Genomic DNA, 24246 nt, shown 5'->3' on the forward strand with positions numbered 1-24246 from the left:
TTCCTGTGAACGAGGTCACACGCTGCCTCAAGGTTTGCCCTGTGTCGTGCATACGCTGCGCCCTAGAGACATCAGGAGACAAAGGAGGTGGCAATGGGCCGGAAACGATCACCTGACGAACTACCGAAGCCGCAGACGAACATGTGGGACTTCGCCGCCTACTACGTGCGGTTCCAGCGAACGCAGCGGGGGATGTCAGGGGAAGCGCTCGGGCGGGTCATCAACGTCAGCAAGGCCCAGGTGTCCCGCATCGAAACGGGTGTCCAAAGACTGGACGCGAAACAGGCGATCGCGCTCGACAAGCTCTGGAACACCGGCAGGCTCTTCTACCTGCTCGTGTGGTATGCCTCGATCGGCCACGACCCCCAGTGGTTTGCACAGCACCTCAAGATCGAGCAGCGATCGGCAATGCTGAGGATCTACGAGGCGAACGTCATCCCAGGGCTGCTCCAGACGCCTGAATACGCCGAAGCACTGCTGCGCTCAAGCATCGAGGTGGATCCCGACCAGGTGCTCGCCGACCGCCTCCAGCGACAGGACCTGCTCCTACGGGACGCTCCCCCGCATCTCACCGTCCTGCTCTCCCAGAACGCACTGGACTGGCCAGTCGGCTCTCCCGAAATCATGTGCGGGCAACTCACCCGGCTTCTGGAAGAGGCGCAGCGGGACAACGTCATACTGAGGGCGCTTCCGAGGACGTGGGCGACCGGGGCACACGCCGGCCTCGGCGGCTCCTTCAAGCTCATGAGCGGCGACGACTTCGGAGAGGTTGCCTACACCGAATCACCAGGAGCAGGACGTTTGGTGTCATCTCCAGCAGACGTGAGAACGTACGGAATACGGTTCGAGCGGATCAGCGCGAAGGCACTCGACGAGGGCACGTCCTTCGAGCTGATCCGGAAGATTATGGAGGAGATGCGATGATCCGTCCGTCATGGCGGAAGTCCAGCCACAGCGGTCCCGAGCAGGGCGATTGCGTCGAAGTCGCCAACCTATCTTCCGGCGTGGCGATCCGGGACAGCAAGAACCCCTGCCTCGCCCACCTCACCCTCACCCCCCGAGCGTTCGCCGCCCTCCTGGCCCGCGCCAAGCGGGACGAACTCGACCTCTGAACCCGCCCCCTCGCGAGCCCCGGCCACAACCGCCGGGGCTACGCCACGTCCATGCCGAAGGTCGAGGCGCTGTGCGATGAACTCGCGCTGATGCCCGCACCGTCTGCTCCGGCGAGCAGGTCCGGCTTCTTGCGGCGGGGTGAACGGGGTTCTACCGGAGTGGTCGGATCGGTATTCTTGGGCGGTTCCTTGATCGACAGGAGTTCGCCCCCCATGCGTGTCAAGCCATTTCTCGTGCTCGCCTGCGGTTTGTTCGTCCTGGCGGGCTGCGGTGACGCTGGTTCCCCCGTGTCGGCGACACCGGCCGCTACCCCGGCGGACGGGGCGTCAACTGCTCCTTCTCCCTCAAGGTCCGCGAGCAGCGAGCCTCTGCCGGACGGCTATGACCCGACGCGCAATCCCAAGGCCGATATCGTCGCCGCACTGAAGAAGGCGAAACTCGATGGGCGGCCCGTGCTGCTCGACTTCGGCGCGGATTGGTGCCCGGACTGCGTCGTCCTGGGGCGCACTTTCCGGACCAAGACGGTCCGGCCGGTCATCGCGGGCTACCACGTCGTCTCGATCGACGTCGGGCAGTTCGACCGCAATCTCGGCGTCGCCCGCAAGTACGGCCTCGATCTGCAGAGAAGCGGGATTCCGGGGCTGGTCGTCCTTTCGAGCAGCGGCAAGGTCAAGACCAGGACGAACGACGGGTCGTTCGCCAGCGCGCGCACGATGAAACCGGCGCAGGTGGCCGCCTTCCTGAAGCGCTGGCGATGAGGTGGGCGGTACTGGGAGGGCTTCTGCTGCTGGCCTGCGGGTGCGGGCGGCAGAGCGCTCCGCCGGCCTCGGCCGGCTTCACCGAGGGCGGCGTCGAGGTCTCGATCAGCGTGTCGGAATCGGAGGTCACGGCCGTCTTCCGGCCGGAGCGGGCCGGGTTTCACGTATACAGCGTCGACCTGCCGGCGGGCGGCGTCGACGGGCTGGGCATTCCGACCAGGCTCGGTGTGCGCGGTGGCTTGGCGGCGGCGGGACGGGCGAGTGCCGATGAATCCGTGCGGATGCTCGACCTTCCGTCCCTCGGGGTGAAGTTGCCGGTCTATCCGGACGGTCCTGTGGCGGTGTCCCTGCCGGTGAAGAGGACGGGGAATTCCGCCGAGGTAGTGGTCTCCTATGGCGCGTGCAGCGCCGGGACGTGCCTTCCGCCCGTCATCGACCACGTCACCCGCGTCACGCTCGATTGAATGCGGCGTCCTCCGGGTGCGTCGGCCACCCGGGGGCGTCGCGGGCCAGGCATGGCCAAAGTGCCCGGGAAGGAGTGGAGAGCCGGGAGGATGGGGTTCTCCTCCTGAAACGGGTGGTTTTCATGGCCAATGGTGTACCGGCGGAGATCGACACGAGCGTGCCGCATTCCGCGCGGATCTGGAATTACTGGCTGGGCGGCAAGGACAATTACGCGGTCGACCGGGAGGTCGGCGCGCAGGTCGCGGAGGTGTTCCCGGGCATCGTGCTCGCGGCGCGGACGTCCCGGATGTTCCTCGGACGGGCCGTCCGCTACCTGGCGGCGGAGGCCGGTGTGCGCCAGTTCCTCGACGTCGGCACCGGGCTGCCGACGGTGGACAACACCCACGAGGTCGCGCAGCGCGCCGCCCCCGACGCGAGGATCGTCTATGTCGACAACGACCCGCTGGTGCTGGCGCACGCGCACGCCTTGCTCACGTCCACCGAGGAGGGCGCGACCCGCTACGTCGAGGCCGACCTGTACGACCCCGGCTCGATCCTCGCGCTGGCGCGCGGGCACCTCGACTTCGAGCGTCCGGTGGCGCTGATCCTCAACGGGATCGTAGGGCACGTGGCGGACGACGGGCAGGCGCGCGCCATCATCGGCACCCTGCTGGACGCGCTGCCGTCCGGCAGCTACCTCTCGCTGTCGGACGGGACGGACACCGACGCCGCCTCGGTGGAGGCGCACCGCCAGTACAACGAGTCCGGCGCGATCCCCTACAACCTGAGGTCGCCCGAGCGGATCGCGGCGTTCTTCGAGGGGCTGGAGCCCGTCCCGCCGGGCCTGGTGACGTTCACCGAGTGGCGGCCGGAGCCGTCGCCGTGGCACGAGCAGAAGGTGCCCGGCCTGTGCGGCGTGGCCCGCAAGCCGTGAGGCGGGTCCCGGCGCGGTAGGCGGTCGAACGCGGACGCCCGCCCCGCCGGTGCGGCGGGACGGGCGTCCGTGGGGTCCGGGTCAGCTGAAGTACTCGATGAAGGGGACCCTCTTGCTGGGCTCGGACGCGGTGCCGGTGCTCACGATGGCGGTCGTGCCGGGGCGGGCGTCGGCGTCGGACGCCTGGACGGTGCCGGTGCGGGCGGGGCCGTTCAGGGTCGTCCAGGACGAGCCGTTGTAGTGCATGTACTGGCTCTTCGTGCCGGTCGTGATCGGGAGCATGACCACGCCGCCCTGGCCGTCCGACGACAGGCCGATGCCGGCCGCGTTCAGCGGGGTGTTGATCGTCTTCCAGGAGGTGCCGTCGTAGCGCTGGATCGCGTTGGTGATCTGGGCGTTCTGGCGGACGCGCAGCACGTAGACGTTCGTCGGCGAGTTGGCGACGATGCGGTGCAGGGTGCCCTGGTAGCCGGGGACGCCCAGGGAGCCGGGGACGTCGATCTTCTTCCAGGACGTGCCGTTGAAGTGCATCACCAGCCCGGTGACGGACGTGCCGCTGGCGGACGTGGTGCCGGCGAGCCACACGTCGTTCGCGGAGCGGACGTCCACCGCGGTGATGGACGAGGACGCCGGCAGCGGGACCTTGGGGTCGACCCAGGCGCTGCCCGTCCAGCGCAGGATGGCGGACGGTCCGCCGGCGGCGGCGTCGACCCCGGCGACGGAGTAGGCGGTGCCGTCGGGGGCGGCGGACACGGCGGTCGGGAAGCCCACCATCGGGTAGGCGACCTGGCTCCACTTGGTGCCGTTCCAGTAGAGGCCGAGGGTGCCGCCCAGGTTGTAGCCGATGATCCAGGCCTTGGACGCGCTGGAGACGGCCACGTCGGTCGGGGTGAAGCCGACCGGGCTCGCGTCGGCGGCCCACGCGGAGCCCGTCCAGCGGACGATCTTGGCCTGCGGGCTGAAGAAGGAGCCGGCGGCGCCGACGGCCCAGCCGGCGTTCTTGGCGCCGAAGTCGACCCGGTCGAGGCTGCCGTCGTAGCTCAGCGCCCCGCTGGAGATGTTCTTCCAGCCGGCGGCGTTCGCCGGTGCGGCCACCGCGACCGTCCCGGCGCCACAGGCCAGGACGGTGGCGACCACCAGCGCCGCGTTGCGTCTCATATGCTCCCACTCCCAAGATCACAGGCAAGCGTGCGCAAAAGAGTACGGCATTACTTACCGCACGGTAAGAGGAACCCCTGACCCGACCAGATCAGGACGCATCAGGCACATCAGTCACAGACGTCAAGACGCCCGGAACCAACCGGTTCCGGGCGTCTCGCGACGGTCGGGCTACTCGCCCTTCCAGTTCGGCTTGCGCTTCTCGGCGAAGGCCGCCGGGCCCTCCTGGGCGTCCTTGGACGTGAAGACCGGCAGCGTGATCTCCTGCTGCTTCTTCCACGCCACGTCGTCCGTCCAGTCCGCGGACTCGACGATGACCTTCTTGGTCGCCGCGAGCGCCAGCGGGGCGTTCTCGGCGACCTTCAGGGCCAGCTCCTTGGCCGCGGCGAGCGCGCCGCCGGGCTCGGTGAGCCGGTTGACGAACCCGAGCTCGGCCATCCGCTCCGCCGGGTACTTGTCGCCGGTGAGGGCGATCTCCATGGCGATGTGGAACGGGATGCGCTGCGGGAGGCGGAGCAGGCCGCCGCCCGCGGCGACCAGGCCGCGCTTCGGCTCGGGCAGCCCGAACTGGGCGTCCCGGGCCGCGACGATCATGTCGCAGGACAGCGCCACCTCGCAGCCGCCGGCGAGCGCGTAGCCCTCGATCGCGGCGATCAGCGGCTTGGCCGCCGGGCGCTCGACGATACCGGCGAACCCGCGCCCCTCGACGATCGGGTTGTCACCCGTGAGGAAGCCCTTGAGGTCCATGCCGGAGCAGAACGTGCCGCCGGCGCCGGTCAGCACGCCGATGGAGAGGTCCTTGCGGGAGTCGAGCTCCTCGATGGCCGCCGCGATCCCCCGCGCCACCTCGCCGTTGACCGCGTTGCGGGCCTCGGGACGGTTGATGGTGATGATGAGGACGGCGCCGTCTTCTTCCGTCAGAACAGCGTCGGACATTCAGGGCCTCACTTCGGCTGGAAGCGGATACCGCCGTCGAAGCGGATGGTCTCGCCGTTCATGTAGTCGTTCTCGATCAGGGACTTGACGAGGTGCGCGAACTCCGCCGCCGTGCCCATCCGCTTCGGGAACGGGACGGGCGCGGCGAGCTTGGCCTTGAACGCCTCCGCCTGCTCGCCCGAGCCGTAGATCGGGGTGTCGATGATCCCCGGGCAGATGGTGTTGACGCGGACGCCGATCGCGGCGAGGTCGCGCGCCGCCGGCAGCGTCATGCCGACGATGCCGCCCTTGGACGCGGAGTAGGCGATCTGCCCGGTCTGGCCCTCCAGCGCGGCGACGGACGCGGTGTTGATCACAACGCCGCGGGCGCCGTCGGCGTCGGCGGGCTCGGTCTTGGAGATGGCCGAGGCGCCGATCCGCATCAGGTTGAAGGTGCCGACGAGGTTGATCCGGATGACGGTCTCGAAGGAGGCCAGGTCGTGCGGGCTGCCGTCGCGGTTCACGGTCCGCGACGCCCAGCCGATCCCGGCGCTGTTGACGATGACGCGCAGCGGGGCGCCGGTGTCGACGGCGGCCTGGACGGCGGCCTGCACCTGCTCCTCGCTGGACACGTCGGTCTTGACGAAGACGCCGCCGACCTCGTCGGCGAGGGCCTTGCCCTTGTCCTCGTTCAGGTCGGCGACGACCACCTTGGCGCCTGCGGCGGCCAGCGCGCGGACGGTGGCCTCACCGAGGCCGCTCGCGCCACCGGATACGACGGCGGAAACTCCGTTCAGGTCCATAAGCGACACCTTACGTGAGGGACCGAATGTGGTTCGGGGTGATGCTATCCAGACGTCGTCACGCGCTCCGCTCACACCCCGGCGGAGCGCGGAGCGCGTTATTACTCACCAGTTACAATAGGGGCAGCGTTTGCTTCCCGCAGCTACGGGCACCCGCCGAACATGAACGAGCGCCCGCCCCAGAGCCAGTCCTACCCCGGTCGGACGGCGGAGATGGCACCCGAACCGCGCGACGAGATGCGCGACTACACCGGCGGCGACCTGCTGCACGGCCGCCGCGCCCTGATCACCGGCGGCGACTCCGGCATCGGCCGCGCCGTCGCCGTGGCGTTCGCCAAGGAGGGCGCGGACGTCGCGATCACCTACCTGGAGGAGGACGACGACGCCCGGCACACCGCGAGCCTCGTCGAGGCCGAGGGCCGCCGCTGCGTCACCCTCGGCGGCGACATGGCCGAGGCGCGGCACTGCCGCGAGGTCGTCGAGCACACCGTCCGCCAACTGGGCGGGATGGACGTGCTCGTCCTGCACCACGGCACGCAGACTCCGGTGAAGGACGTCCGGGAGATCGACGACGGGCAGCTCCGCCGGACGTTCGAGGTGAACGTGTTCTCGGTGTTCTGGACGATCCAGGAGGCCCTCGACCACATGGGGCCGGGGTCGTCCATCGTCGTCACGGGGTCCATCAACGGGCTGCGCGGCAACAAGTCGCTCATCGACTACTCCGCCAGCAAGGGCGCCGTGATGTCGCTCACGGCGAGCCTCGCCCAGAACCTCATGGAGCGCGAGATCCGCGTCAACTGCGTCGCGCCGGGGCCGGTGTGGACGCCGCTGATCCCCGCGACGTTCGACGAGGAGCGCGTGGAGGGCTTCGGCAAGAACGCGCCCATGGGACGTGCCGCCGATCCCGACGAGATCGCGCCGTCCTATGTGTTCTTCGCGTCCAACCGCCAGTCGTCGTACTACACCGGGCAGACGCTGGTACCCGCCGGTGGGGAGATACATCCGGGCTGATGGAGCCGCAACGCAGCGACACCGGAGAGCCGGGCTACGGGCGGTGGTGGGACGACCGGGAGATCACTCCCCTCCTCGCGATCTCTCGATCGTCCACCGGCCCATCCTCGGAGCCGAACGCGATCGGCCCCCCTGGCGAACGTCACCAGGCCGACACCCGTTCCCGGTCGCGCCGGCCGTCCGCGCTTTCCTGCGCCTCCAGGCGGTACACGGCGTAGGCGTGCTGGATCACCGGCAGCGCCACGTTCCTGACCCGCACCCCGCCGGACGTGAGGCCCTTCTCCGTCCCCTTGTGCGCGTGGCCGTGGATCGCGAGGTCGGCGCCGGCCGAGTCGATCGCCTCCCCCAGCAGGTAGCTGCCGAGGAACGGGTAGATCTCCGGCGGCTCCCCTTCGAGCGTGTCGGCGCACGGCGAGTAGTGCGTGAGGGCGATCCTGACGTCGGTGTCCAGGTCCATGAGGGACGCGTGGAGCCGTCCGGAGAAGTCCCTGGTGTGCCGGATGAACGCCTTCATCTCGGGCTCGCCGAAGTCGCTGGCGCAGCGGCCCTCGAACCCGCCGCCGAACCCCTTGCCGCCCGCGACGCCGAGGCTCGTCCCGGCGCAGTCGAGGACCGTCGCGTCGCCTTCGAGGACGGTCACGCCGGCCTCCCGCAGCACGCCCCCGATCTCGTCCTCGGCGTCGGAGTGGTAGTCGTGGTTGCCGAGCACGGCGACCACCGGGAGCCCCAGGTCGCGCAGCTCGCCGGCCGCGGCCAGGCCCTCCTCGACCGTCCCGTGCCGGGTCAGGTCGCCGGCCACCAGCAGCACGTCCGCCTGGTCGGCGAGCGCCGCCAGCCGGGCCCGGTACGTCCCGGCCGCCGCCTCCGGCCCGACGTGCAGGTCCCCCGCCGCCGCGACACGGATCATGAGATGCGCTCCTCTCCGTCCGGTTCGGGCACCGCGACGACGTGCAGCTCGTTGCAGATCTCGCGGCCCTCGGCGGCGACGCGGGCGGCCTCCTCGACGGCCCGGCTCCGCTCCTCGCTCACGACCTCGCCGCGCAGGTGGACGACGTCGCCGCGGACGTCCACCCGGATGCCGAGCTCGTAGGCGTCGGCCGCGAGCCGCTCCTGGATGTGCGCGGCCAGATACCCGGACATGTCGGTCATGGCCCGCCCCCTTTCGGTCACAGCACGTTCCCCTCGATCACGTCCAGCCGGGCCAGCAGCGCCAGGAAGGCGTACGCGTACGGGGACCCGGCGGTCTCCGCCGCCACCCGCCGCCAGTCCACCTGCTCTCGCAGCGCCCGGCCGACGTGCAGGAACCCGCTGAAGTCGCAGGCGGTCTCGGTGAACGCCAGCAGCCGCATGACCATCAGGTCGGTGGCGGGCAGGACCGGCATGAGCACCGCCCCGACCGTCATCTCCTCGGCGCGGCCCAGCAGCTCCGCGTCCACCGGACGGCCGGACGGGGTGTGGATCAGGTCGATGACGTGCTCGCCGTCGTACGCCTTCTCCAGCCAGTTCTCCGGGCTCTCCAGATGCGTCATGCCGGCCGCGCGGAGCGCGTCCAGGGCGGCCTGGAGATCGCCCACACGCACCACGAAGTCGACATCGTGCGTGGACACGGCCGCGCCATGCGCGTACGCCGCGAAACCGCCCGCGAGCGCGTACCCGATGCCGGCGTCGCGGAACGCGGCGGCGGCGCGCTTCAGGGCGTTCAGGAGGCCGTCGGCGACGCCGCCCGAGCCCGGCCCCGCTCCAGTGGTGCCGGACCCGCGCGTCGCGATCCTCGGCTCCGTCTGCACGTCCCCCCACGCGTTTCCCCTGGCCGATTGCGGTCGCGGTGGCGGTACCCGGGGACGCGCGGGTCATTCCCTCACGCGGGGGCGCGGTAGGCGGCGGGCGGTGTCGGAGTCGTCCCGAGACAGGTGGCGACGGGGTCCTCGATCGAGCACCAGCCCGGCTTGCGCACCGGCACGTACCCGGACCGCACGCCCCGGTTCGCGATGATCGATCGATACGTGGGGACGGCGTCGGTCGGACGCCGTTCGAGCGTCGGGTCCGTCAGCGCGTCGACCGTGTAGAGGCCGAACCGCGGCCGGTAACTGCCCCACTCGTAGTTGTCGGTGAGGCTCCAGTAGTTGTAGCCCATCATCTTCACGCCGTCGGCCATCGCGCGCTGGATCCAGTAGATGTGGTCGCGGAGATGGTCCGAACGCGTATAGCCGTCCTTGCGCGGCTTGCCGTCGTCGGTCGGCATACCGCTCTCGACGACGTAGACGGGCAGGTGCGGTAGGCGCCGCTGGTAGTTCTTCAGGACGTAGTACAGCCCCTCCGGCTCGGGGTCGATCTTCCAGAACTCCCCGGTGATCGCGTACACCGCGGTGAAGTTCTGCAGGTTGGCGCCGTAGTAGTAGTCGATGCCGATGAAGTCGAGCTTGTCGGCGGCGTCGTTGAACAGGGCCGCGTCGAAGATGCCGTTGATGGCCGTCCCGTAGGCGACGTTGCTCGACACGGGGGCGCCCGGGTCGACCTTGTGGATCATGTCGTAGGCGGCGCGGTGCGTCTTGAGGAGGGCGTCGCGCATCTCCAGCATCTGCCCGAGATCCATCGGACGGGTGGTGAGCTCCTTGTAGATGTAGGCGCTGGCCTCGTTGAACGTGATCCAGATGACGCCCTGGTCCTTGTAGCGGTCGACGACGAACCGGGCGTTGCGGAGCCAGTCGTCCTGCGTGCGGGGGTTGTCCCAGGCGCCCTGGTCGGCGACCCATCCCGGGTACACCCAGTGGTCGAGCGTGAGCATGGGCCGCATCCCGTTCGCCTTGATGCGGCGGATGAGGTCGTCGTAGTAGGCGAGCGCCTTCGGGTCGCGGTAACCCTTGCGGGGCTCGACGCGGGCCCACTCGATGGACGTCCGGAAGACGTTCACCCCGAGCCCCTTGGCGAGCTTGAGGTCGGACGGGTAGCGGTGCCGGAAGTCGACTGAGTTGCCGTACGGGTCGGTGACGCCGTTCGCCCTGCGGTCGGCGTACCTCGTCCAGTTGCTGTCGGGGAAGTACCCCTCGCTCTGGAAGCCGGACGTGGACACGCCCCACAGGAAGCCCGGCGGGAACTGGAGTGTGGCGGGCCCGCTCGCGGCGTACGCCGACGGCGCGGCCAGCAGCCCGGCGATGAGGACGGCGACCGACAGCAGCCGGACCGCCAGGGAGCGGACGAGTCGGGGGACGCGGACGGGCCTTGGTCTGCGGGGTCTGCCTGGCCAGCCGGACACGGATCTCCCTCCGGGAGCGGAACCTGCCTGTCCCTCGGACTACAGGCGGCCGGACCCGGCCAGTCAACCCCTCGACCTGGCCGGATCCGGCGATCTTTCTCGTCCGCTGACCCGTAACACACACGGACGATTCGAGACATAGCCCACATTTATCGATACGTGATACACGCCACAAGCGCGCGCTCGCGGCGGCCGAGTTTTCCACAGAACGCGGTTCCGGCTCCCGTCCGGCCCGGGGCGCGCCACCATGGAATCGATCTTCTTTCGGCAATTCGTGACCCAGTTCACACTTTCTTCGAGCTGCCCGGAATAAGCGCAGGCCAAGCGAGGGGCGAACGTCGGCTCATCGGCGTCCGCCGCTCCCGGAACGAACGGATGGATTTGCCATGGTCACCCGAGTCTGCATACGTTCCTGCCCGGTTCATGCGGCACAGAAGCCGCTCAGAAAACAGAACACGCACCCCGACGCGCGGCGGCGGCGCGCACGGCCGTCAACGACCGGCCGGGCGCGGCCCCACGGCCGTCCCCCCGCGGACCCCGCTCGAATGCCGCCGTCGGAAGCCGAATCCGTGCCGCCGATAGGCACGGAACCGGAAAGCGGCCACGATTTCCCCGGCACCCCGTCGAATGGCGTCGCGGAATGGCCGCCGCATCCCGATCCCGCTGTGCGGACCACCGCGGGTGACGGCTGCCCGGTAGGCATCACCCGCAAGATCTGGAGTCATTCTGCATACCCCCCGAAACACTCTGAAGGCTGGAATCACCACCGGTGGCCTCGTGCTCACCACGACCGCGGCGCTCGGCGCGTCCGTCCTCGCGGCGGGCTCGGCCGAGGCGGCGGCGCCACCGCGGCAGGCCGCCGTCGTGACGGCGGCGAAGGTCTCCGCCACGCAGTCCCGGGCCGCCGAGCAGAAGAAGCGCGCCGCCTACGCGGTGAAGTACGCGGCGAAGCAGATCGGCGACCCGTACCGCTACGGCGGCACCGGTCCCGGCTCGTGGGACTGCTCCGGCCTCGCCGGCGGCGCCTGGCGCAAGGCCGGGGTGAAGCTCCCCCGCACCAGCCAGCAGATCTACCGGGCCGTCAAGAAGAAGGTCTCCTGGAAGGGCGCCGTCAAGGGCGACCTCCTCTTCTTCTACGGCGGACGCACCCACATGGGCGTCTACGCCGGCCACGGCTACATGATCCACGCGCCCAGCTCCGGCAAGCGCGTCAAGAAGATCAAGTTGACCAAGTACTACAAGCGCAACTTCAGCGGCGGCGTCCGCCCCGGCCTCTGACCCCGCGCGAACACGACCCGTGGGCCCGCACGGCTCCCCCGTCCCGTGCGGGCCCACGTCCGCGCGGGACGGAGCGGGCGTCCGGGTCACGGGAGGGGCGGGTAGTCGGTGTAGCCGCGGTGGTCGCCGCCGTAGAACGTCGCGCGGTCGGCCTCGTTGTAGGGGCCGCCCGCCTTGACGCGGGCGGGCAGGTCGGGGTTGGCCAGCCACAGCTCGCCCAGCGCGATCGCGTCGGCCACTCCGTCCCGCAGCGCCTGCGCGCCGAGCTCGGGCGTCGCGGGGAAGGAGTCCGCGGTCGGGTGCGGGTTCAGGATCAGCGTCCCCGGCCACGCGGCCCGGATGCGGCGGGTCATCTCCCGGTTCAGCTCCTCCATGACGTGCAGGTAGGCGAGGTCCAGCGGGGCGAGCGCCGCGATCAGCGCGGAGTACAGCTCCGGCGTGTCGCTCTCGCTGACGCCGCTCGACGTGCCGCCTGGCGAGACGCGGAGGGCGACGCGTTCCGGCCCGATCGCGTCCGCCGCCGCCTGCACGGCCTCCACGGCGAACCTGATGCGGTTCGCGACCGTCCCGCCGTAGGCGTCGGTCCGCACGTTGCTGCCGTCGGCGAGGAACTGCTGGATCAGGTAGCCGTTCGCGCCGTGCAGCTCCACCCCGTCGAAACCGGCCGCGACCGCGTTGCGCGCGGCGACGGCGAAGTCCTCCACGGTCCGCGCGATGTCGGCCGTGGTCATCTCCTGCGGGACGGGGTGGTCGAGCATCCCGTCCGGCGTGTACAGCCGGTCGCCGGACGCGATCGGCGACGGCCCGAGCGGCAGGCCCCCGTCCGGGTACAGCACGGGGTGGCCGACGCGCCCGGAGTGCATCAGCTGCGCGAAGATCCGCCCGCCCTCCTCGTGCACGGCCCCGGTCACCGCGCGCCACGCCGCCACCTGCGCCTCGGAGTGCAGGCCCGGCGTGTCGACGTACCCCTGGCCCCGGACGCTCGGCTGCGTCCCCTCGGTGATGATCAGCCCGGCGCCCGCGCGCTGCCGGTAGTACTCCGCGGTGAGGCCGGTGACGGTGCCGTCCGCGCCGGCCCTGCTGCGGGTCATCGGCGCCATCACGAGGCGGTTGGGCAGTTCCAGCTTCCCGGCCGAAAGGGGCTCGAACAGTTCCTTCATGGCGTCCTCCTAGGGCGTCGTCGCTGGTCAAGAACGTACGAGCCGCCGGGTACGGGGCGAATCCGTAAGGTTTCGGTACTTGGACCCGTAGGTTGGGATCCGTGCTCTACGGGCGGAACGACGAACAGGCGCGGCTCACCTCGCTGGTCGACGCCGCGCGCGACCACCGCCGCAGCGCCGCGCTCGTCCTGCGCGGCGAGGCCGGCATCGGCAAGTCGGCGCTGCTCGCGGAGGCCGCCGCCGGGGCCGCGCGGGTCCTGCGCGCCACCGGGGTCGAGGCCGAGTCCGGGATCGCGTTCGCCGGGCTCAACCAGTTGCTGTGGCCGGTCCGCGACCGGGTCGGCGCCCTGCCGGGGGCACAGTCCGCCGCGCTGGGCTCGGCGCTCGGCTCGGCACTCGGCTCCGCGCCCGGCGACACGTCCGCCGGGCACGGCCGCTTCGCCACCGGCCTCGCCGTGCTCACGCTGCTCGCCGACCTCGCCGACGAAGGCCCCGTCCTGTGCGTGGTCGACGACGCGCACTGGGTCGACACCGCGACCGTCGACGCGCTGCTGTTCGCGGCGCGGCGGCTCGCGGCCGAGGGCGTCGTCATGCTGTTCGCCGCGCGGGACGACGGGTTCACCGGGACGGGGTTGCCCGAACTGCGGCTCGACCGGCTCTGCCGGGCCGACGCCGAACGGCTCCTCGCGGCGCGCGACCTGGCGCCGCTCGTCCGCGAGCGGGTGCTGCGGGAGGCCGCCGGCAACCCGCTCGCGCTGCAGGAGCTCGCCACCGCCGGGGAGCGCCCGCCCGAGGCCACGCCGCTGCCCGTCGCCGACCGCGTCCTCGGGTCGTTCCAGGCGCAGATCGCCCGCCTGCCGGAGAAGGCCCGGCTGATGCTGCTGATCGCGGCGGCCGAGGGGCGCGGCCACATGGCGAGCCTGCTCGCCGCCGCCGGCACGTTCGGCGTCGGGCTCGCCGACCTGGAGGGAGCCGAGCGCGCCCGGCTGGTCGAGGTCACCGGGCGCAGCATCACGTTCCGGCATCCGCTGATCAGGGCCGCCGCGTACCAGGGCGCGACGGCGGCGCGGCGCGTCGCCGTGCACCGGGCGCTCGCCGAGTCCGCCGACGACGCCGACTGCCGCGCGCGGCACCGCGCGGCCGCCGCCCTCGCCCCGGACGAGGACGTCGCCGCCGCACTGCAGGAGGCCGCCGAACGCGCCCGCGTCCGCGCCGGCCACGGGCCGGCGGCGTCGCTCTACCGCCAGGCGGCCGACCTCACGCCCGGCCGGGCGGCGCGTGCGGCGCGCCTCGCCGCCGCCGCGTCCCTCACCCTCCAGGCGGGACGGCTGGACGAGGCGGAGGACCTCGCCGTCCTCGCCGAGAAGCTCGATGCCACAGACCTGGCCGGGCTCGCCCGCGTCCACGCCGCCGTCGAGTACGAGCGCGGCGACCCGCGCGCCGCGGCCCGCATGATGGTCGACCGCGCCGCCGGAGCGGAACGCGCGGCGATGCTGCGGACCGGCGCCATGTACGGGTGGACGTCCGGCGAGCTGCCCGCCGTGCTGCGCGCGGCCGGACTGCTGCCGGACGACCGCACGCTCCGGGGCCTCGCGCTGCTCGCGGACGGCGACCCCGCGGCCGGCCTGCCGCTGCTCGCCGAGCAGGTCACCGCGGCCCGGGACGGCGCCGGCGACCGGCTCCGCGGCGCCCAGCTCGCACTGATCATCGGCGCGGACGCGGCGGCGCTCGAACTATCCGCCGCCGAGGTCGCGCACTGCCGCCGGCACGGCCTGCTCGGCGAGCTGCCGACGATCCTGCAGGTCCGGGCGCAGGCGCTGATCGCGGCGGGGCGGCACGCCGACGCCGAGGCCACCGTCGCCGAGGCGATCGCGCTGGCCCGCGACACCGGCCGTCCGCACCGCGAGGGCCGCCTCGCCGCCGTCCTGGCCCGCGTCGCGGCGATCGAGGGCGACGGGTCCCGGCTCCGCGAGCTGACCGCCGCCGCCCCGCCCGGCCTGGCCGACGGCCCCCTCGCCCTCCTCGACGTGGGCCTCGGCCGCTACGACGACGCGACACGCCGCCTGGAGGAACTCGCGCACGGGCCGCACCGGCACGGCGACGTCCTCTCCGCCGCCGACCAGGTTGAGGCCGCCGTCCGTGCAGGTGAGGCTCCGCTCGCGCACACGGCCTTCACCCGGTTCCGCTCCTGGGCCGAGGCGGGCGAGCAGCCCTGGGCTCAGGCGGTCGCCCTGCGCTGCGAGGCCCTGCTGACGGACGACGAAGAACCGTACCTCCAGGCACTGCGCCTCCACGAACGGTCGGCACGCCCGTTCGAACGCGCCCGCACGGAACTCCTCTATGGCGAATACCTGCGCCGCGCCCGCCGGCGCTCGGACGCACGGATCCCGCTCCGCTCGGCGGCGTCCGTCTTCGAGCGCCTGCGCGCCGCCCCCTGGCTGGATCGCGCACGCGCCGAACTACGGGCGACAGGCGAGTCCGGCGCGTCCACACCGACCGCCCCGGACCTTCTCGACCGCCTCACCCCGCAGGAACTCCAGGTCGTCCGGCTGGCGGCATCAGGCACCAGCAGCCGCGAGATAGCCGCGCAGCTCTTCCTGAGCCCTCGCACGGTCGAATACCACCTCTACAAGGCGTACCCGAAGCTCGGCATCTCGTCCCGCAAGGAGCTGTCCCACTTGACCCTGGAGCCCGCGTGACCTCCCACGCCTCCCTGCGAGCCCTCGCCCTGGGGGACGCCCTGGGCTCGCAGTTCTTCGTTCCAGCGAACCGCGCCGCCTACGAATCCCAGACCCTCCCGCCTGGGCCCTGGCAATGGACGGACGACACCGAGATGGCGCGTCCATCTACCTCGTCCTGACCCGCCACGGCTCCATCGACCAGGACGCGCTGGCCGAGAGCTTCGCCGAACGGCACGACTTCGACCGCGGCTACGGCCCGTCCACAGGCCGCCTGCTGCGGCTCATCCGCGAAGGCGGCGACTGGCGCACGCTCGCACGGGAACCGTTCGACGGCACCGGTTCCTGGGGGAACGGTGCCGCGATGCGCGTCGCGCCCCTCGGCGCCTGGTTCGCCGACGACCCCGACGAAGCGGCCCGCCAGGCCGCGCTCTCGGCCGAGGTCACGCACCCGCACCCCGAAGCGATGGCGGGCGCGGTCGCCGTGGCCGTCGCCGCGTCCATCGCGCCCGCCAAGCCACCGCCGGGCAGGTTCATCGACGAGATCCTCCGCCACGTCCCCGACGGGACGGTCCGCGAAGGGATCGCCGAGGCCCGGCGCCTGCTGACCATCGCCGACCCGTCGACGGCGTCCGCCGTCCTCGGCAATGGACGGCAGGTCGCCGCACACGACACCGTCCCGTTCGCGCTCTGGGCCGCCGCCCGCCATCTGGGGGATTTCAAGCGCGCCTTCTGGACGACGGCCGCGGCCGGCGGCGACATCGACACGACCTGCGCGATCGTGGGCGGCATCATCGGGACGGCGCCCCCAGACTGGCTGCCGCACTGCGAACCGCTGCCGTCCTGGGCGCTAGGACAAGGTTCGCCCTAGGAAGTCCTCCGTGAGGCGCCACGCCCGTTCGGCCGGCTCCGGCTGGTAGAACATCGGCGCCTTCCGGTTGTGGAAAGCGTGGCCGCCGTCCGCCTGGACGTGGATCTCCACGTTGGCCCGTCCGTCCACGGCCTCCTCCACGCGGGCGACGTCCTCCCTGGGGATGTACGCGTCGGAACCGCCGAAATGGAACTGCACCGGGGTCCGGATGGCGTCGAGCTGGTCCAGGGCCCCCGGCACACCCGACCCGTAGTACGACACCAGGGAATCGACGTCCGCCTGGGCGGCGAGCAGGTATGCCAGCGTCCCGCCGAAGCAGAACCCGAGGACACCGACCTTGCCGACCTCTGGCAGGCCCTTGAGAACGTCGAGGGCGGCCTTGGCGTCCTCCACGCCCTTCCCCCAGTCGAACTGGGAGACCATCGACATGCCCTTGGGAAGGGCCTCCTCGTTGTGGACGGTCGTCCAGTTCGGTTCGATCCGCCAGAACATGTCGGGTGCGGCCACCACGTACCCCAGCGCGACCAGGTCCGCGGCGACGGCCTCCATGTACTCGCCCACCCCGAAGATCTCCTGGAGAAGCAGGACGCCCGGCCCGCGCTCACCCCATACCCTCAGGTCGAACTCGCCATCCGGAACAATGACCTTCTCAACGCGCGTCATATCACCCGATGATGGCGTAAACGGCACTGGCGTGGGCCACCGTCGCCGAATCCACCGTCATGTCGATCTCCGCGAACGCCAGCGTCCGCCCGAGCTTGCTCACCTCGACCTCGATGCGCACGTCCCGTCCGACCACGGGCCGCTGGAACGACGTGCTGAGCTGCACGGTCGTCATCGGCACGAACCCGCCCTTGGCCCCCGAGACCGCCAGCACCACCGCCGTGTCGGCCGCCGCCATCAGCGCCTGCCCCGACAGCGCGCCGCCCTCCCGCGCCAGCCGGTCGGACCACGGCAGCCGCAGCACCGCCGTCCCGTCCCCCACCTCCTCCGGAACGAGGCCCAGGTCCAGCACCCAGGGCGCGAAGTTGGCACGGAGGATCTCATCAGGCTTCAACGTCACCCCGACATGATGCACGCTGATGGCATGCACGAGGAGATCTTCCTGCCCGCCACCTACGCCGCCGGGGTCCCCTACGACGCCTTCCGCAGGCTGCGCGCCGAGTCGCCCGTCACCTGGGTCCCCGAACCCGCCGTCGGCCCCTGGCCCGCCGGCCCCGGCTACTGGGCGGTCTTCCGGCACGCCGACGTCAAACACGTCCTGCGCTCCCCGGGCCTCTTCTCCTCCAACCTCGGCGCCACCCAGATCCGCGACCCCGACACGCCCGAGGACCTCGCGTTCGTCCGCGCGATGATGCTCAACCAGGACCCGCCCGACCACTCCCGCCTGCGCCGCATCGTCGCCGCCGCCTTCACCCCCCGCGCCGTCCGCGCCCTCGAAGAGACGATCGACGCCCGAGCCCGCGCCCTCGTCACCTCCGCCCTCGGCGACGACACCGACTTCGTCGAGCTGGCCGCCGACCTCCCCGTCTGGACGCTCGCGCACATCATGGGCGTCCCCGACGCCGACCGCCGCCTCCTCTACGACTGGGCGTCCCGCGTCATCGGCTACCAGGACGACGAGTACGCCGGCCTCTCCACCGCCGACGCCGCCACGATGACCCCCATGGCCCAGAAGGCGATGGACCACCGCCCGACGTCCACCACCCACCCGGACGGCCGCCCCGTCAACCCCCGCTCCCACACGGCCCTGGCCGACATGCTCACCTACGCCCACGCCCTCGCGGCCGAAAAGCGCTCCCACCCGTCCGGCGACGTCATGTCCCGCATGCTGGAGGGCGGCCTCACCACCCCCGAGTTCGAGAACATGTTCTTCCTCTTCGCCGTCGCCGGGAACGAGACCCTGCGCAACGGCATCCCCGGCGGCCTCCTCACCCTCCTGGAACACCCCGCCGAACTGGCCCGCCTCCGCGCCGACCCGTCCCTCCTCCCGTCCGCCGTCGAGGAGATGCTCCGCTTCTGGCCCCCCGTCATGGACTTCCGCCAGCACCGCCACGTCCCCCGTCACCCTCTCCGGCCAGAAGATCGACGCGGGCGACAAGGTCGTCGTCTACCACGCCTCCGCCAACCGCGACGAAACCGTCTTCCCCGCCCCCGACCGCTTCGACATCACCCGCACCCCCAACGACCACGTCAGCTTCGGCTTCGGCCCCCACTTCTGCCTGGGCGCCCACCTGGCCCGCACCCAGATGCGCGCCATCTTCCGCGAGCTCCTCCCCCACGACCTCTCCCTCACCGGCACCCCCGTCCGTCTGGCCTCCAACTTCCAGAACGGCCTGAAGCACCTCCCCGTCCACCTGACCCCCACCCCCTAACCCCGTCGCAAACCCCCCGCCGATCTCGGTACCCTTGCGAGACGGGTCGCTAGCTCAATTGGCAGAGCTCCGGACTTTTAATCCGTAGGTTGTGGGTTCGAGTCCCACGCGACCCACCATCCCTGACCAGGGCAAACGCGAGGATGCCCCGGTTTGCCCCCCGCCCGACATTGCCCCTGCCGAAAACTCCGTCCGTGCAGGTCAAGCCGCATGTTCGTACTCGTTGAGGATTCCGCCCAGCCGTTGCCTTCTTCGGATGCTCAAGTGGGCGATCTGGTCTGGTTCGGTGATCGGTGGAGGCAGCGGCTTCAGCGGGCGGGCGTTGGCGATGCCCTGATGCGGGCGATGCTCGTTGTAGAAGGTCTCGAACTCGCGGAGGGCGTGGAGCAGGTGCCGCTGGTTCCAGATCAACGTGCGGTCCAGGAGCTCACGGCGGCAGGTCTGCACCCACCGCTCCATCACCGAGTTCATCCTCGGCATCCGCACCCCGGTCAGCACCGCCTGGATACCGGCATCGGCCAGAACGGCGTCGAACAGCTCAGGGAACTTGCCGTCCCGGTCGCGGATCAGGAACCGTGCCCGGCAGCCGGCGTCTTCTAGGTCCATGACCAAGTTCCGGACCACCTGGGTCACCCAAGCTGCCTTCGGGTGGGCGGTGGCGCCCAGAACCCGGATGCGGCGGGTGTGATGTTCGATGACCGCGAACACGTACATGCGGGCGCCGGTGAGGGTTACGGTCTCCAGGAAGTCACACGCCAGCAACACCTCGGCCTGCGAGCGCAGGAAACCGCCCCAGGTGGCGGCGGAACGCTCGGGCGCCGGATCGACGCCAGCGTCGTTGAGAATCTCCCAGACGGTAGAGGCCGCGACCTTGATGCCGAGCACCAGCAACTCACCGTGCACCCGCCGGTAGCCCCAGCTCGGATTCTCCCGCACCAGACGAAGTACCAGCAGCCGGATGGAACGGACGGTGGGTGGTCGGCCCGGCCGCTTGGGTTCGGACCGGACAGCGTGCCGACCCGCGACCAGGTCCCGGTGCCAGCGCAGCAGCGTGTCCGGCCGCACCAGCAGCCGCATCCGCCGCAGCGCGCCGGAAGGTAACCGGTGCAGCAGCGCCGCGAGCAGCGCCCGGTCCGCCGCAGTGAACCGCACCCGCTTCCCGGCAAGCTGGCGCTCCAGCACAGCGATCTGATGCCGCAGCACCAAGATCTCAGCGTCCTTCTCCCGATCGGTCATCGGAAGCAGACGCAGCACCGCGAACGCGTTGGTCACGGTCATGTAGGCCAGTCGCAACAGCACAGCCGCCCATCATCCCTCGGCAACCGCCTCGCCGCAGCCTGTCCTTAAGACTGATCAAGCCCCCATGCCGGAGCCCACCCCTGCACGTCTCACCTGCACGGACGTAATTTTCGGCAGGCACAGGGCTGCCGGACGGGCCGGGGGGAGCGTTCATGCGTGCTTCGTCAGGCGGGTGGAAATCTCTTCGAGATTGAACGGGCGGGTGGGGTAGGACGTGCCTTCGTCCGTCCAGGAGTCTTCGATGGGGCTGTCGCCGTTGCCGGCGGTACAGGCCGGGTAGATCGTGTTGGGGTCGGCCGGAATGATCTTCTGGAGGGTGATCTCGTGGCGCCATTCGTCGCCGAGGTCGTACACGTAGCGGAGCCTGGCGGACGGGGTGGGGAGGACCTCGCAGATGCGGACCCCGCCGCTGTCGGAGGCGTCGAGGTCGGCGCGGAGCAGGTCGCTGTAGCGGCGGCCGTCGGGAGCTGTGAATAGGTGCAGGTGGTCATCGTCCCAGTCGAAGACCGTCTGGATGATCTGGTGAAGGTCGTAGAGCGTGGCGGTCGCGCGTACCATGACGCGCCGCCAGGCCCCCCAGCCGGTCAGGGAGATCTTCAGTTGGCATATCCGCGGGCGGGACGTCCGCGCGGCGAGAGCGGTCAGGGCCGTGAGGACGGCGTCCCGTTCCGGGTGGCCGGACGAGGCGACGACGGTGAGCCTGTCGTCGGCGGCGCGGCCGGGCAGGTCGTGGAACCGATCGAGCACGTACGCCGGGTCGGCGTCGAGGTTGACGGCCATCTCCTCGACCGTCATCCAGATGTCATCCTCGGGCGGGACCTCGTTGCGGAGGCCGTGTTCCCACTGCCACCGGCGTGCGGCGGGACCGAGCACCGGATCGGCGGTGACGTTCTGCCAGGCGGCTCCCGCGAAGGGGAGGCCCTCGACCAGGTCGAGGGCGGTGGCTCGGCGCCGGGCGGCGCTCGAGGCGGCCTCGGCCAGTAGTTCGGTGGCGGCGGCGGCCGAGGGGCGCGCATCCAGCCAAGGGGCGGCGAGGTCGGCCGCGGTGTCGTGGTGGCAGTCCTCCAGGGCTGAGAGCAGTTCCCGCACCCCCATCGACGGAGTGATCACCGGTGGGCGGAGACGCATGAACGCCCACCGTCCGGCGGGAGTGAGAGCGGTATCGGAGGCCATGCCCAGAACACCGAGCAGGGCCAGCGCTTCGGGGACCGGGTCCTCGAAGTACCGGAAGGCCTCCCGGTGCTTCCAGGGCCGGGCACGGAGCGCCTGATCCGTCCTGTCGCAGACCTCCTCCAGGTCGACGGGCGCCGGATCCTCGGCGAGTGCGGCGGCCACGGTCAAAGTGACGAACTCGGCATCGCCGCTGATCGCCTCACGGACCCCCGCGAGCCACCGGTCCGCAGCGTCGTCGCAGGTGTCAGGTGCCAGGCCGGTCGCCTTGGCCGTCTTCGGCCCGACCTCCACCAGGCCGGTGGCGACGGCGATCCGCCAGGCCCTGTGCAACTCGGGCACGTAGGCCAGTCGGTTGACCTTCGCCGGGGTCGGGATCGACACCGCCCGGCCGAGCAGCGGGATATCGGCGGGCCTGGGCATGCCGGAAGCGGTGACGGGGACGGCGTCCGCGGCCCAGTCGGCGACGCGGCGGGTCAGGACGAACGCGGGGGCGTTCCAGGCGTGCGGAGGTTCGGTGTTCATCGGGCTCTCTCTGTCAGCACGGGAGGGCGTCGCTTTTCGGCGTCCAGTTCTCGGTGATCCAGGCGAGGTCCGCCCGGTGGCGTTCGCGGATGAGGCGTTCGGTGTCGAAGAGCGCCTCGGTCTTGGTGAGAACAAGGGTGTAGGGACGGCCTTGGCGGCGGGTCTGGTGCCGGACGGGCAGTTCGGCCGCGTCGATCCGGGAGTGGATGTGGGAGCGCCCCTGTTTGGCGAGCGGCCATTCGAGGCTGCGGCTCGCACGGTCCCGGAGGAACGCGGCGAGGGTCTCGCACAGTTCGCAGGAGCAGGCCTCGGGAGGATCGATCGACCAGTCGCCGGTTGCCCGCTGCGGCCGGGCGAGAGCGTTCTGGAGGTGTCCAGCGCATCCGGCGGCCAAGTCGCCGAAGACGGCGCCCCGGCCGTTTCCTGTGGCGTGTTCCCCGGCGGCTCGCAGCGCGGAGACTACGAGGAGGGCGGTCTGGTCACTCGGGGTCCGTCCGAGCCGGACGGCCTCGTCAAGGACGCCGTGCGCTTCGGTCTGCGCCGCGGCAGTCAGGATCCCGGCCAGGGGCCGACCCAGATCGCTCAGCCAGGTGTCGCGGCTGCTGGTGGACGGCCCGGTCAGCCAGGGACGGACCTTGCCGGCGAACAGGTTCCAGGCCTGTTCCAGCAGGCGGTGAGCGGTGATCTTTCCGTCGGGCCCGGCGGCGAGAAGAGCCGCGGCCAGGAGCGGGAGTTCGCAGAGCCAGTCCATCACCTCTGTCCGGTAGGAGTGTGCGCCGCGCCGCCAGGACTCGAACCAGACGCGCTGAAGGTCGCCCATCCAGGCGTCCCCGTAGTGCCCTGCCAGACCCGCGAGCAGCGGCGCGTGACCGGGGGCCAGTAGTACGAGCTCGAATGGACGCAGGAGCGCAGTGGCCGTCTCCGGTTCGTCGAGCCCACCGACGGCGCGGAGTGTCGCCGCGAGGGGAGCACTCTTCGAATCGGAGCGGATCGCGGTGTCCCAGAACGGCAGCAGGGTCCGGGCCACTTCCTGCGCTTCGGACGTGTTCCCCGCGCGGATCATCCGTTCGAGTTCGTCCATCGCCCATTTGGGGGTGGCCTGGGCCCGGTTGGAGAACCTTCGGGCACGCGGCCAGATGACAAGGGCGGCCCGCCGGTACCAGCGGTCCAGGGTGTTGCCATAGTTGCCCATGTAGCCCTCGTACTGCGCCTCATACGGCGTCAGATGGGAGGACGGGGTCGTCACGGCCACCTCGTGGTCGCGGATGGTCAACGAGACGTCCTCGGGACGGCTGCCCTCTTCCGGCGCGGTCCAGCGGGCGAGCGTGATCGAGGAGTCGAGCAGGTCCTGGAGGACGTATTCCCCGTCGTCCCCGGGATCTTCCGTCTTGTGTTCTTCCTCGCCCTCGTAATAACTGTCGTTCCAGGGGTCAGGGTCGAGAGCGTCCCAGGTCTCCTGGATCTCAGCGAGGGCGAGGACGACGTCACATCCGGCCCGGTCGGCCGCCGCTCGCAGGAGCGCGGCGCGCTGGGCGTCGGATCCCTTGAGCCGGGACCAGCTGAAACCGCTGGCGGTGTACTCATGGTCGAGGAGGTAGGCCAGCCGTATGGGCGGTTCCGCATGGCCGCGGCCGTAGAGGAGTCTCGCCGGGGTGGCGAAATGCTCGGTGAGGCAGGCGGCGAGTTCCTCGGTGAGAGCGTCCTCGGTGAGGGCGGCGCCGGGGCCGGTCAGGAACAGGTTGTAGGTGAGGGTGATCCGATTGCCGGTCTTGATCGGCAGGACCTGGTGGCGGCAGTCGGCATAGAAGGCGACCAGGGAGACCGCGACCTTCGATCCTCGGTACTCAGCGGTGTCGCCGAGGTGCTCGATGACGAGTTCGCCGCCGGTGTGCACTGATGGCAGCGTCACCACCAAGGTTCCGACCATGGTGTCGTCCTTCTCGGAGTCCTGGTGGGTGACGAAGAACTGGCCAGTCTCGTACAGGAGCATCGAGTGCAAATCCGGGGTGAGTTCGCAGTGCGCCGGCAACCCCAGCCCATCACGGATCACCGCGAGTGCGGCATCGAAGGCCTCGGTCCACTCGACACTCACCAGTTCCTTGGGGATCTCCCAGGTGTCGCGGACCGTCGGATCGGTGAGGGTTTGCCGCCCGCGTCCGAACCGTGCCCGACGGCCGAGTTCCCGCAGCCAGGCGGTCTGCTCGTCCGGGACGGGGAACCGGAGCGGGCCGATCCCGTCCACCGCGACCGAAAGGTCGGACATGAAGAGCTTGAGGTAGACGCTCGACGCTGGAGGCTCCGCCAGGTCGCCGAGCAACTCGGCAAGTCGTTCACGGGCCGTCCCGGTCACTGTTCACCCATTCCCGTCTTTCTCCCGGCGAACAAGCCTATGCCGAACGTCGCACGTGCTCGGCTCGTCCGTGGAATCGTTCCGAGGACGACCGGCACCGGCACCCTGAGCAGTGCAGCCGGCGGAGGGTGTCGTGACTGCCCGGCTTTCG

The 24246-nt window shown here is 70.8% G+C and carries 23 protein-coding genes and 1 tRNA gene; 11 read left to right on the forward strand and 13 right to left on the reverse strand.

The features are described from left to right. The first annotated feature begins 93 nt into the window (after positions 1 to 93). The 5 genes from SM611_RS02445 to SM611_RS02465 all read left to right on the forward strand — a co-directional run bounded on the left by SM611_RS02445 (position 94) and on the right by SM611_RS02465 (position 3249). Positions 94 to 924 carry a helix-turn-helix domain-containing protein gene (locus SM611_RS02445; protein WP_371947108.1) on the forward strand — a complete coding sequence of 277 codons (831 nt, stop codon included), beginning with the start codon at positions 94 to 96 and terminating at the stop codon, positions 922 to 924. Beyond that, positions 921 to 1112 (forward strand): DUF397 domain-containing protein, encoded by a 192-nt coding sequence (locus SM611_RS02450; RefSeq protein WP_371947109.1) that lies wholly within the window; start codon positions 921 to 923, stop codon positions 1110 to 1112. Before SM611_RS02445 ends, SM611_RS02450 begins: the two co-directional genes overlap by 4 nt. Before the next feature lie 51 nt (positions 1113 to 1163). Then, positions 1164 to 1871, forward strand: a complete 708-nt coding sequence (locus SM611_RS02455) for a thioredoxin family protein (RefSeq protein WP_371947110.1) — start codon at positions 1164 to 1166, stop codon at positions 1869 to 1871. Next, positions 1868 to 2335 carry a hypothetical protein gene (locus SM611_RS02460; protein WP_371947111.1) on the forward strand — a complete coding sequence of 156 codons (468 nt, stop codon included), beginning with the start codon at positions 1868 to 1870 and terminating at the stop codon, positions 2333 to 2335. Before SM611_RS02455 ends, SM611_RS02460 begins: the two co-directional genes overlap by 4 nt. A gap of 122 nt (positions 2336 to 2457) precedes the next feature. Continuing rightward, on the forward strand, positions 2458 to 3249 hold the full coding sequence (locus SM611_RS02465) for an SAM-dependent methyltransferase (protein WP_371947112.1): 792 nt from the start codon (positions 2458 to 2460) through the stop codon (positions 3247 to 3249). Positions 3250 to 3330: 81 nt separating this feature from the next. On the opposite strand, the gene SM611_RS02470 is transcribed toward SM611_RS02465, so the two are convergent. From SM611_RS02470 to SM611_RS02480, 3 genes are all read right to left on the reverse strand, one after another. Beyond that, positions 3331 to 4407, reverse strand: coding sequence for a hypothetical protein (locus tag SM611_RS02470; RefSeq protein WP_371947113.1), 1077 nt, complete (start codon positions 4405 to 4407; stop codon positions 3331 to 3333). Positions 4408 to 4578: 171 nt separating this feature from the next. Further along, positions 4579 to 5343, reverse strand: coding sequence for a crotonase/enoyl-CoA hydratase family protein (locus SM611_RS02475; RefSeq protein ID WP_371947114.1), 765 nt, complete (start codon positions 5341 to 5343; stop codon positions 4579 to 4581). 8 nt (positions 5344 to 5351) lie between these two features. Further along, the gene (locus tag SM611_RS02480; protein WP_371947115.1) at positions 5352 to 6125 is read right to left on the reverse strand and encodes an SDR family NAD(P)-dependent oxidoreductase; all 774 of its coding nucleotides are present in this window, start codon (positions 6123 to 6125) and stop codon (positions 5352 to 5354) included. A gap of 162 nt (positions 6126 to 6287) precedes the next feature. On the opposite strand from SM611_RS02480, the gene SM611_RS02485 reads away from it, so the two are divergent. Further along, on the forward strand, positions 6288 to 7136 hold the full coding sequence (locus SM611_RS02485) for an SDR family oxidoreductase (RefSeq protein WP_371947116.1): 849 nt from the start codon (positions 6288 to 6290) through the stop codon (positions 7134 to 7136). Positions 7137 to 7278: 142 nt separating this feature from the next. Here SM611_RS02485 and SM611_RS02490 read toward each other — a convergent pair whose 3' ends face one another. The 4 genes from SM611_RS02490 to SM611_RS02505 all read right to left on the reverse strand — a co-directional run bounded on the left by SM611_RS02490 (position 7279) and on the right by SM611_RS02505 (position 10389). Next, the gene (locus SM611_RS02490; RefSeq protein ID WP_371947117.1) at positions 7279 to 8043 is read right to left on the reverse strand and encodes a metallophosphoesterase family protein; all 765 of its coding nucleotides are present in this window, start codon (positions 8041 to 8043) and stop codon (positions 7279 to 7281) included. After that, positions 8040 to 8285, reverse strand: coding sequence for a BON domain-containing protein (locus SM611_RS02495; protein ID WP_371947118.1), 246 nt, complete (start codon positions 8283 to 8285; stop codon positions 8040 to 8042). The genes SM611_RS02490 and SM611_RS02495 overlap by 4 nt, the downstream gene beginning before the upstream one ends. A 17-nt stretch (positions 8286 to 8302) precedes the next feature. Next, on the reverse strand, positions 8303 to 8923 hold the full coding sequence (locus SM611_RS02500; RefSeq protein ID WP_371947119.1) for a nucleotidyltransferase family protein: 621 nt from the start codon (positions 8921 to 8923) through the stop codon (positions 8303 to 8305). A gap of 71 nt (positions 8924 to 8994) precedes the next feature. Then, on the reverse strand, positions 8995 to 10389 hold the full coding sequence (locus SM611_RS02505; protein ID WP_371947120.1) for a glycoside hydrolase family 1 protein: 1395 nt from the start codon (positions 10387 to 10389) through the stop codon (positions 8995 to 8997). A gap of 777 nt (positions 10390 to 11166) precedes the next feature. On the opposite strand from SM611_RS02505, the gene SM611_RS02510 reads away from it, so the two are divergent. Beyond that, on the forward strand, positions 11167 to 11667 hold the full coding sequence (locus SM611_RS02510; RefSeq protein ID WP_371947121.1) for a C40 family peptidase: 501 nt from the start codon (positions 11167 to 11169) through the stop codon (positions 11665 to 11667). Between the two features lie 86 nt (positions 11668 to 11753). Here the strand turns inward: SM611_RS02510 and SM611_RS02515 are convergent, their stop codons facing one another. Further along, entirely contained in the window at positions 11754 to 12827 is a 1074-nt protein-coding gene (locus tag SM611_RS02515) for an alkene reductase (RefSeq protein WP_371947122.1), read from the reverse strand. 101 nt (positions 12828 to 12928) lie between these two features. Here SM611_RS02515 and SM611_RS02520 point away from each other — a divergent pair, with 101 nt between their 5' ends. Both SM611_RS02520 and SM611_RS02525 read left to right on the forward strand, forming a co-directional pair. Next, the gene (locus SM611_RS02520) at positions 12929 to 15526 is read left to right on the forward strand and encodes an ATP-binding protein (protein WP_371947123.1); all 2598 of its coding nucleotides are present in this window, start codon (positions 12929 to 12931) and stop codon (positions 15524 to 15526) included. A gap of 115 nt (positions 15527 to 15641) precedes the next feature. Continuing rightward, positions 15642 to 16376: an ADP-ribosylglycohydrolase family protein gene (locus SM611_RS02525; RefSeq protein ID WP_371947124.1), complete on the forward strand. Its 735-nt coding sequence runs from the start codon at positions 15642 to 15644 to the stop codon at positions 16374 to 16376. On the opposite strand, the gene SM611_RS02530 is transcribed toward SM611_RS02525, so the two are convergent. Both SM611_RS02530 and SM611_RS02535 read right to left on the reverse strand, forming a co-directional pair. Then, a complete protein-coding gene (locus tag SM611_RS02530; protein WP_371947125.1) occupies positions 16356 to 17039 on the reverse strand; it encodes a dienelactone hydrolase family protein in 684 nt (227 codons plus the stop codon). The two genes, SM611_RS02525 and SM611_RS02530, sit on opposite strands and share 21 nt — an antisense overlap. 1 nt (position 17040) lies before the next feature. After that, positions 17041 to 17439, reverse strand: a complete 399-nt coding sequence (locus SM611_RS02535; RefSeq protein ID WP_371947126.1) for a PaaI family thioesterase — start codon at positions 17437 to 17439, stop codon at positions 17041 to 17043. Between the two features lie 1021 nt (positions 17440 to 18460). Here SM611_RS02535 and SM611_RS02540 point away from each other — a divergent pair. Together SM611_RS02540 and SM611_RS02545 are read left to right on the forward strand one after the other, a co-directional pair. Beyond that, positions 18461 to 18751 (forward strand): cytochrome P450, encoded by a 291-nt coding sequence (locus SM611_RS02540; RefSeq protein ID WP_371947407.1) that lies wholly within the window; start codon positions 18461 to 18463, stop codon positions 18749 to 18751. Positions 18752 to 18794: 43 nt separating this feature from the next. Then, a tRNA-Lys gene (locus tag SM611_RS02545) sits at positions 18795 to 18870 on the forward strand. Positions 18871 to 18952: 82 nt separating this feature from the next. Here the strand turns inward: SM611_RS02545 and SM611_RS02550 are convergent. From SM611_RS02550 to SM611_RS02560, 3 genes are all read right to left on the reverse strand, one after another. Further along, positions 18953 to 20050 (reverse strand): integrase core domain-containing protein, encoded by a 1098-nt coding sequence (locus tag SM611_RS02550; protein ID WP_371947127.1) that lies wholly within the window; start codon positions 20048 to 20050, stop codon positions 18953 to 18955. A gap of 150 nt (positions 20051 to 20200) precedes the next feature. Then, on the reverse strand, positions 20201 to 21745 hold the full coding sequence (locus SM611_RS02555) for a plasmid pRiA4b ORF-3 family protein (RefSeq protein WP_371947128.1): 1545 nt from the start codon (positions 21743 to 21745) through the stop codon (positions 20201 to 20203). Between the two features lie 13 nt (positions 21746 to 21758). After that, positions 21759 to 24095 carry a 2OG-Fe(II) oxygenase gene (locus SM611_RS02560; RefSeq protein WP_371947129.1) on the reverse strand — a complete coding sequence of 779 codons (2337 nt, stop codon included), beginning with the start codon at positions 24093 to 24095 and terminating at the stop codon, positions 21759 to 21761. Positions 24096 to 24246 lie beyond the last annotated feature (151 nt).

This window comes from Actinomadura monticuli, from assembly GCF_041463655.1.
In the GTDB taxonomy this organism is placed as follows: Bacteria; Actinomycetota; Actinomycetes; order Streptosporangiales; family Streptosporangiaceae; genus Spirillospora; species Spirillospora monticuli.